Origin of the sequence: Sandarakinorhabdus sp. (assembly GCF_040398645.1) — a bacterium.
Classification (GTDB): domain Bacteria; phylum Pseudomonadota; class Alphaproteobacteria; order Sphingomonadales; family Sphingomonadaceae; genus Sandarakinorhabdus.
The window spans coordinates 22,209-24,280 of record NZ_JBBATR010000034.1 but is presented as its reverse complement, the minus strand read 5'-3'; the positions used below and the strand labels follow the sequence as shown (position 1 = coordinate 24,280).

The 2,072-nt window shown below is 64.3% G+C and carries 1 protein-coding gene; it reads left to right on the top strand.

All coding sequences use genetic code 11. The features are described from left to right. Positions 1-132: 132 nt before the first annotated feature. Positions 133-2,072, top strand: a 1,940-nt coding sequence (locus ABWP50_RS09100; RefSeq protein ID WP_353217682.1) for an oxidoreductase, incomplete at its 3' end; no start/stop codon positions are given.

The following is a 2,072-nucleotide window of genomic DNA, read 5'->3' as shown; positions in this document are numbered from 1 at the left end:
AGCACTGTGTTGACATCGCAGGGGTCGCAGGTTCAATCCCTGCCGCGTCCACCATCTCCCCGACTATAGCTTGGTGTCGCTGATTAAAAGCAGGGGGATGAAGCGCGCGGGCGCCGCTGCTATCATGTCGGCATGACCAATCATCCGCGCTATCCGCTGGTATTTTCGCCGCTCGATCTGGGCTTTACCCAGCTCAAGAATCGCATCCTGATGGGGTCGATGCACACCGGCCTTGAAGACATTGAGGGCGGTTTTGAACGCATGGCGGCGTTTTTTGCCGAGCGGGCGCGCGGCGGTGTCGGGATGATCATCACTGGCGGCATTTCGCCCAACCCCGAAGGCGGCGGCGGCGCGAAATTGTCCACGCCGGCCGAAGCTGCGCAGCACCGGATCGTGACCGAGGCGGTGCACGCTGCTGCGGCGGACGTGAAGATCGTGCTGCAAATCCTGCATGCCGGGCCACTGGCGGGCACTGCAGATTGCGTGGCACCATCGGCGGTGCGCAGCCGCATCGGCCGCCATGTGCCGGGTGAACTGGACGCGGACGGCATCGAAAAGCAATTGGCGGATTTTGCCAATTGCGCGGCGCAAGCCAAGGCCGCCGGCTATGACGGCGTGGAGATCATCGGATCGGCCGGCTATCTGCTGTCGACGTTTCTGGTCGAAAAGACCAATTTGCGCGAAGACGAGTGGGGCGGCAGCTTTGAAAACCGCATGCGCTTTCCGGTCGAGGTCATTCGCCGGGCACGGGCGGCGGTGGGCGCGGATTTCATCCTGATTTTCCGCATCCCGGCGATGGACATGCTGGAGGGCGGCATGTCCGGCGAGGAAGTGATTGCGCTGGCCAAGGCCGTGGAAGCCGCCGGCGCCAACATCATCAGCACGCATTTCACCTGGCATGAATCGCAAGTGCCGACCATCGCTACCATGGTGCCGCGCGCGGCCTTTGCCGAAGTGACCGGCCGCATTCGCCAGCATGTGGGCGTGCCGATGATCACATCCAATCGCATCAACATGCCGCAAGTCGCCGAAGCTGTGCTGGCGGCGGGCCATGCCGATCTCGTGTCGATGGCGCGGCCGATGCTGGCTGATGCCGATCTGGTCAACAAGGCCTTTGAAGGCCGCGAAGACGAGATCAACACCTGCATCGCCTGCAACCAGGCCTGCCTGGATCACACGTTCACGGGCCGGCTGACATCGTGTCTGGTCAATCCGCGCGCCTGCCATGAAACGCTGATGGTGGCGCAGCCGGCGCGCATTGTGCGCAATCTGGCGGTGGTGGGCGCTGGCCCGGCAGGGCTGGCCTTTGCCACCGAAGCCGCGCAGCGCGGCCACCGCGTGACCATCTATGAAGCCGGCAGCGAAATCGGCGGGCAGTTCAATCTGGCCAAGCGGGTGCCGGGCAAGGAGGAGTTTTCCGAAACCCTGCGCTACTTTGCGCGCATGATCGAAAAACTGGGCATCACCCTGCATCTGAACACCCGCATTGATGCCGATGCGCTGGCGGCTGCCGGCCATGACGAGGTGATCGTGGCGACGGGCATTCGCCCGCGCGTGCCGGATCTGGCGGGGATCGATCATCCCAAGGCGTCAAGCTATGTTGATGTGATCATGGGCCGACGGGCAGTTGGCGCGCGCGTGGCGATCATGGGCGCTGGCGGCATCGGCTTTGATGTCGCGACGCTGATCACCCATGCCGGGCCATCGGCGGCCATGGATATCCCGACCTTCTGCCGCGAATGGGGCGTGGATTTTGCCGCGCACCCGCGCGGCGGCGTGACGGGCATCACCCCGCAGGTGGAGCATTCCGGCCGCGATGTGGTGATCCTGCAGCGCCGCGACGGTTCGCCGGGGCGTTCGCTGGGTAAAACCACCGGCTGGACGCACCGCCTCAGCCTGCAGCGCCGCGGCGTCAAGCTGATGGGCGGCGTGACTTATCTCAAGATCGATGACGACGGCCTGCACACGCTGGTGAACGGCGAACCGCGGCTGTTCGCTGTCGATACGGTGATCATCTGCGCCGGGCAGGAACCCGATCGCCGGCTGTATGATGCGCTGATTGCGCGCGGTAT